This is a genomic window from Streptomyces sp. NPDC002845 (assembly GCF_053591955.1).
In genome coordinates this window covers 44428-51237 of sequence record NZ_JBSFUU010000007.1, presented here as the reverse complement: position 1 = coordinate 51237, position 6810 = coordinate 44428, and the positions used below count along the sequence as shown (strand labels likewise).

The 6810-nt window shown below is 69.2% G+C and carries 5 protein-coding genes and 1 pseudogene; 2 read left to right on the top strand and 4 right to left on the bottom strand.

Features of this window, described 5'->3' with window-relative positions:
* Both ACWD3C_RS06905 and ACWD3C_RS06900 read right to left on the bottom strand, forming a co-directional pair.
* Positions 1-250, bottom strand: a pseudogene (locus ACWD3C_RS06905) (hypothetical protein); the annotation flags it as partial.
* A 580-nt stretch (positions 251-830) separates the two neighbouring features.
* Positions 831-1250: an aconitate hydratase gene (locus tag ACWD3C_RS06900; protein WP_451140868.1), complete on the bottom strand. Its 420-nt coding sequence runs from the start codon at positions 1248-1250 to the stop codon at positions 831-833.
* 245 nt (positions 1251-1495) lie between these two features.
* Between ACWD3C_RS06900 and ACWD3C_RS06895 the strand changes: the two genes are divergently transcribed.
* A complete protein-coding gene (locus ACWD3C_RS06895) occupies positions 1496-1861 on the top strand; it encodes a hypothetical protein (RefSeq protein WP_451140866.1) in 366 nt (121 codons plus the stop codon).
* On the opposite strand, the gene ACWD3C_RS06890 is transcribed toward ACWD3C_RS06895, so the two are convergent.
* A complete protein-coding gene (locus ACWD3C_RS06890; protein WP_451140864.1) occupies positions 1811-2062 on the bottom strand; it encodes a hypothetical protein in 252 nt (83 codons plus the stop codon). The two genes, ACWD3C_RS06895 and ACWD3C_RS06890, sit on opposite strands and share 51 nt — an antisense overlap.
* Positions 2063-3205: 1143 nt before the next feature.
* Here ACWD3C_RS06890 and ACWD3C_RS06885 point away from each other — a divergent pair.
* The gene (locus ACWD3C_RS06885) at positions 3206-5314 is read left to right on the top strand and encodes an NB-ARC domain-containing protein (RefSeq protein ID WP_451140862.1); all 2109 of its coding nucleotides are present in this window, start codon (positions 3206-3208) and stop codon (positions 5312-5314) included.
* A gap of 8 nt (positions 5315-5322) precedes the next feature.
* On the opposite strand, the gene ACWD3C_RS06880 is transcribed toward ACWD3C_RS06885, so the two are convergent.
* On the bottom strand, positions 5323-6480 hold the full coding sequence (locus tag ACWD3C_RS06880) for a hypothetical protein (protein WP_451140860.1): 1158 nt from the start codon (positions 6478-6480) through the stop codon (positions 5323-5325).
* Positions 6481-6810 lie beyond the last annotated feature (330 nt).

The window sequence follows — 6810 nt, the reverse complement described above, 5'->3', positions numbered from 1 at the left end:
TCAATTGTTTATTGTAGCCCGCCCCATGAGGAGCACTAATTAGCGGAAAACGAAGCTTGTGCAAGTCTCCGCCTCGATTTGTAGCGAGAGCGAGGTCAAAATCCTCCGCGATGGCGGCCTGCCAAGGAATCGTCAACATTCCTCGGTGGTGCATGAATTCGGACACGCCGCCGTCCAAGGCAGAGGACTCCGTACAGGAGAAGAATACCTGTATACGTTCGTCACCCTCGAAGACCATCAGCAGGTCCATGAGTCGAGTGGCCGACGTGATGTTGTGTACGACGCCGAGCACCTTCCGCTGCGGACGGACGGTCATCCAACGCTCTGCGTCCGTCCTGAGTGACAGCGGAAGTCGGTCAGTGTCTCCCACGCGTGAACTCCTGCCCTGAACCGTTTCTGCGGCAACCGATGTCACCATAGTCTCCGCCAGGAAACCTGTTCCAAAGATCCTCACTTACTGTGCTCCGTCAGCTCCACCGCCATGCCCCGTCGGCGGTGAGGCGGAGAGGGTGCCGCCCAGGGCGGCGAGGTTTCCGACGGCCGCGGTGCCGCGCAGGAGGTGGCGGCGGGAGAGGGCCGGGGTGCGGGGGCCGGTGGGGCTGCGGGCCCGATGGGGGTGGGAGACGTGGCGGCTCTTCTCGTAAGGGGCGCGACGGCCCTGTCAACTGCTTCGAGAGACCGGCGGGGCGGGAGACACCGGTGGGGCGTTGGGGTGAGGGAGGGTGTGAGGTGTGGAAGGGGTGGGCGGAGCGCGGTTCGGCGGCTTCAATTGCCCGTGTCCGGCGGCTGGTCGGGCTGTGCGGGGCGCATGGCCGCGCCTCGCTGCCCTCTCACGACGCCGCGACCGCACGGCGCACCACATGGGGCAGGATCCCGCCGTGCCGGAGGCAGACCAGCTCCTGCCGCGAGGTAAGGCGCAGCCGCAGGCGGGCAGTCGTACGGGAGCCGTCGGGCCGGGTGATGCGCAGGCCGATGGGGTTCGTGCCGACGCGCAGATCGTCGAGGCCGTCGAAGGTAAACTCCTCCGCTCCGGTGAAGGCGTACGCCGAAGCGCTGTCGCCCGGCTCGAACTCCAGCGGCAGCACGCCCATCCCGATCAGGTTGCTGCGGTGGATGCGCTTGTACGACTCGGCGATCACCGCCCGCACACCAAGCAGCGCCTGGGCCTTGGCGGCCCAGTCGCGGCTGGATCCAGCTCCGTAGTCGCGGCCCGCGATGACGACCAGGTCGTGGCCTGCCGCAGCCCTCAACGTGCCGTGATCAAGCGTCGCGTCCTGGCGGCCCTGGCGGACGGCACCTGGACGCGGTCGACGCCGGCGGAGGCGTTCACCGGGTGTTGACGACAGAATGCCGGCTGGTGCCCGTTGCGCGGATGAGGTCGGCCGGGGCGTCCCGAGAGCCGGGAACCCGAACTCCTGTCAAGTCCGTGGGTGAAATGGCATCCGATCGCTTGAAACGCCCCGGAGCATTGCCGGGCATCCGGCACGATACGCGCATGAACGAAGACGTATTCCTGGAGAACACCAAGCAGTTCGCGTTCTACCTGTCCGAACTCCAAAGCGGTCTCGACCCCGAGTCGTACGAACTACTGCTGCGCATCCTCAAGGGTACGAACGACGCGCTCGTCCACCGCAACGTCGATATCGACATCGAGCTGTCGCCACGCGAACAGGAGCTGTTCACTCCCGAGTTCGGGCGGCGGCTGAACCAGCTCCTGGATCTTCTGGGCCCGTTCGGTGCGCACACGCTCGTCGATTTCAACACCCTCACCGGAGCCGAACCCGTGCAGAGCGACGCCGAGCGGGAGCATCTACGGCGTGAGGTCGAGGGCATCGCCAGGGCCAGCGGGCTGGAGCCCTGACACCGGCGTGACCACCTGCGACGACACCGTGAAGGGCACCAGGTCGGCCAGAAGGACCTCCGCCGCGTGTTCTTCGAGGATTGCGGTGCCGCACTCGTTCGGGGCGGGCGGCTGGGGGTCCGGGTCGCCAGGGCATGCCCTGTGACGTCCGGCGAACAGCAGGTCCGTGCCGCGCTCTTCGTCGAGCCGGTCCGCAGGCATGCGCGTACTCCTCGCACGCGGCCGCGTTCATGCGCTGGAACACGGGCGCCGTGACGCGCAGCTGCACGGCCCGTGTCGGCTTCCTCGGACTCGTCGAGGTGGCCGCGGAGTCGGCAGCCCATCGCCCGCCGTACTCCTCGGCGGTGGAAGCAGCACTCCGCCGGGACGGGGCCGCGCGGCCTTCATCGCGTCGGCGCGGATGCCGGGCGGAGCGATGCTCTTCGCGGGGTACCAAGGTGCGGAGGTCGGCCTTCTGGATGCCCTCGGACAGGCCCTGGCAGTGTCAGGCCCACCGGTCCTGCACGCCGCGGACACGGAAGAGATCACGCTGCTCCTGCCACCACCCGACCCGTCCGACCCCTCGGCGGGACGCGCCGGAGCCGCCGTCTTCACCCGCGGCGATCGGCCGGCGACGGGATGGCTCGGAGCGTACGCGGCCGGCCGGGGATGAGCCGTAGTGCCTTCCTGCGCGACGCTGTGGCCACCCCGCGCTCGCCGCTGCTGGGGAATTCCCCGAGGCGCCGCACTCGCAGGCAGCGCTGGAGGCGGTAAGCATCGGCGAGCGGAGCTCATCGACCATCGGGCGTACAGGCCGACGGTGCCGACCCGCTGCCTTCGGGAACGCTGTGCCCACTATGGAGCACTGCAAAGCCGCTCGACCACTCCCGCGGCATGACGGCCATGGCCGGCGGGAGACAAGCGCACGGACCCGACCGGCTGTTTCTCCCAGGCAGCTCTTGCGGCATCATCGCTTTCGGCTCGTCGTTCTGATCTTGTCGATACGATTGGCATAGCGGTGAGTTGGGGGAGGCTTGCATGGAACCCGTCATGGGAATGGTGCTCTCGGCTGTCGGCACGGTCGCCTCGGGTGCTCTGTCCGGAGCAGGTGGGGAGATGGGCAGGCGGACCTCGGAGTCGCTTTACAGGCTGCTGAGCCGAGCGCGCACTGAGGAAGAAGTGGAAGCTGTCACCGGTTCCGAGGAGAGCGGTCGGCAGGCCCCTACCCTGCCGGTCACCGAGTCCGAGCAGAGGGCAGCGGCCTTATGGCTGACTGAAGTAGCCCGCCGGTCCCCGGAGTTCGCCCGCGAGATGACGGAGTGGGTCCGTGAGGCTTCGTGGTTGGCGCCGCGTGCCGTGCCCGCCGTGGCACACGGTGCCTCCCGCCCGCAGATGCTGCCGCCGACGACCGCGGTGTTCACCGACCGCGAGGAGGTGAAAGCGTGGATCACGGAACTGCTGGACGACGCGGACCGTACCCAGGAGGCGCCGACGATCGTCGCTCTCACCGGGCCGGGCGGCATCGGCAAGACCGCCGCTGCCATCAACTGCGCGCGAGTGCTGCAGGAGCGGTTCCCCGACGGGGTACTCCACGTCGACCTTGCCGGCGCGTCCGCCTCCAGGCCGCTGCCACCGTCTGAAGCGCTCGTGCGCTTCCTGGAGAGACTCGGGGTACCGCCCGCTATGGTGCCGGGCGACGAGGCGCGTCAGCGGGATCTCTACCGCGACTGCATGGCCGAACGGCGCATGGTGGTCGTACTGGACAACGCCCACTCCGACGCCCAGGTCATGCCGCTGCTCCCGGCAGCGCCCGGCTGTCTTGTCCTGGTGACGAGCAGGCGTCGGCTGGACCGCCTCGTGGCCGAGACCGGGGCTCGTCACCTCACCCTGCCGCCGCTGTCGACCGCGGATTCGGTCCGCCTGCTGACACGTATCGTCGGACGTGAGCGCACGGCAGACGTGGAGGCGAGTGTCCGGGCCGTGGCCGAAGGAACCGGTGGAATCCCGCTCGCCGTCTGTGCCACGGGCGCTCGCCTCGCCGTGCGGGAGCACCTGGCCTGGGAGCGAGTGGCGCGGCAACTGTCCGATCGGATCCACGGCCACAGCCAGGAGGGCGCCGTGATGCAGGACGGAACCCCGGAGACCTCAGGAGCCACACCGGATCCGGTGCGCCTCGCGCACGACGCCTCGTACCGCGAACTGACTCCCGCCTGCGCCTCGCTCTACCGCGCGATCGCGGTGTGGGCGTGGCCGACCGTCACCGTCAGATGTGCGGCACACGCTGCGGACATCAGCGACGACGCGGCCCGGGAGCTGCTGGAACAGTTGGCCCAGGTGCATCTGCTGGAGGAAGTGGGGGAGGAACGCTACCGGTTCCACGACCTGTCGCGCGCGCACGCCCGCGAACTCGCGGCCACCGAGGACGGGCACGGCCGCATGGCTGCCGCTGTCCGCCGGGTCGCGGTCGGGTACCTGCGCTTCGCAGCGAGCGCCGACTTCCGGGTTCTTCCCCTGCGATGGCGGCTCAGTCCTGCCTACGCACGGCTCGCCCTGCCCGAGCACCGTGACCGCGCGGACGGCAAACGCGCGCTGGAGGAACTGCGCCGTGAGCGCGAGAACCTCGCAGCAGTCATCCGAGCGGCCGAGCACTACGGTTTCGACGATCTCGTATGGCAGCTCTGTGAGGCGATGTGGGGTCTGCACCTGCTGCTCGGCTTCCACGAGCAGTGGGTTGATACACATCTTCGGGGAGTGGAGGCCGCCCGGCGATGCGCCGACGAATTCGGAGACCGGCGCGCTGTCGGCCGGATGCTGGTTCAACTCGCCTTCGGCCATATGGGTATGGGGCGAGTGGACGATGCGGAGGCGGCCCTCAGAGAGGCCATGGCCGCAGACGAGGCCTGCGGCCACCACCGTGGGCAGGCGAGCGCCGTTGAGGCCCTGGGACTGCTCCGCCTCAAGCAGTGGAGGTACCCGGAGGCCCAGGAGCGTTTCGAGGAAGCCCGGGAGATCTGGGAACGCGTCGGGCCGGGTGACGACGGGTGGCGGGACCGGCCCCGCGCACTCGCCCTGCTGGAGCACCACATCGGCCGCGCGCAGGGCCGGCAGCGGCACTTCGCCGCAGCCTTCAGCCGACTGAATGACGCGCTGGTGCAATTCCGCACCCTGCCCGACGGTGGCGACCGCTACAACGAAGGCCGTGTCTACATGAGCCTGGGCGAGACGCACCTGGATGCGGGGGACACGGATGTCGCCCGGGTGTGCCTGGACAAGGCCATCGCCGCCATGGACACCGCGGGGGCCGGGCTGCAACTCGGCGACGCGGCAGAACTCAGGGCACGGTGCCACCGCGTCTCGGACCGCCCGACGGAAGAGGCGGAGGACCTCCGCACCGCCGCGGCATGCTACGAGGAGAACGAGGATCACGTGGGACTCGACCGGGTGCGTGCCCGGCTGGCCGATTTGGAGGTGTGAGGCCTGCCTCACTGCGGGGGCGGTGTGAGGTACTCGATCGTGACGCGGTGTGCCGTGGTGCCCGCCCATACGGTGATCTCGGGGACGGCCTGGTTCAGGGTCTTCCCGCTGGCGACCCAGGCGTAGAGCGCGGAGGCGTAGGCGGCGGGATCACAGAGGTCCGGCCTCCCGTCCGGGTCCGCGGCCGCGGTCAGCCGCATGAGCTCTCCCTCTCGGGTGCGTATGACGCAGCGGTCCGGATCGTCGATGTAGGCGGCCAGGCCGCAGTACGGATACTGGGCGAGTGCCTCTGACGTCCAGGCGTCCGGCGGGCCGACCCGGGGATCGTCCTCGTCCGCGCGCCGCACGATGACGTCCGCGATGCGCAGTTGGCTGATGTCCCGCGTGGACTCGTCGACTGCCGTGTGGGCGGCATCGAAGAGCTCGGCTGCGCTTCCCTCCTGCTCGGGTTCGAAGTCGTCCCAGGTGTGACGGAGCACCGTGACCTCCGGCGGATCCGCGCTGACCACCCGGGTCAGCACGCGGATCGGCGCGGTGCGCTGGGCTGGTTCGTAGGGCGGCAGTGGCAGCGGATCGAGCAGGGCCGAGCGGCCTTCGGGTTCGGGGATGCCTATGAGGTCGTAGAACAGGCGACGTAGGAGCGTGGCCGACTCGCCGGGCGACGAACTGGTCTGCTCCGCCAGACTCGCGTACCGGCCGGGCTCATGGGATGCGATCGTCCGGTCGATCTGTGCCCGCACGCTGCCGTGGCGCAGAAGCCTGGGAGCCGTACAGCCGAGGGCGGCGACGGGGGAGAGCGGGTCGAGGTCCTCTTCGGGAAATGCCCCGAGGAGGACGGGGATGCCGATGGACGCCGCGTAGTAGGTAACGCTGCTGTGATCTCCAAGGACGCAATCGGCCGCGATCAGCGCCTGGCGCCAGCCTTCGAGGGGGTCGATCGCGTCAAGGCCCGCTTGCCGGGCGCTGTCCAGCCACGCACGGACCTGCCCGGGGCCGTGGCCGTACCAGATGTTCGGGTGCAGGACAGCCGTGGTCCGGTACTCGTCGGCGGGCAGTTCGGTAGCCAAACGCGACAGCAGCCAAGGCAGCAGATCATCCCCGTTCGTCTCGCCCTCGCCGTAGTCACCGCCGAAGAGCGAGCGGGGTGACCAGGTTGAACTGATCACAATCAGCCGCTGGCCCGGCCCGACACCCAGGGCCCGACGGAAGCGGTCGCGCTGGGGGAGTGCGGCGAGGATGCGGTCATAGCAAGGATCTCCCGCAAGGACGGCGGTGGGTACCGCCTCGGGACACGACGCGCTGAGCCTCTCCAGCTGTTCCGGGTGAGACAGGACAGTGGCAGTCGCGAGTGGATGCCCGTTCTCAAGGAGCCAGTCCGGCGACATACCAAAGACCGGCTCTCCGGCTCTCCGGCTCTCCGGCTCTCCGGCTCTCCGGCTCTCCGGCTCTCCGGCTCTCCGGCTCTCCGGCTCTCCGGCTCTCCGGCTCTCCGGCTC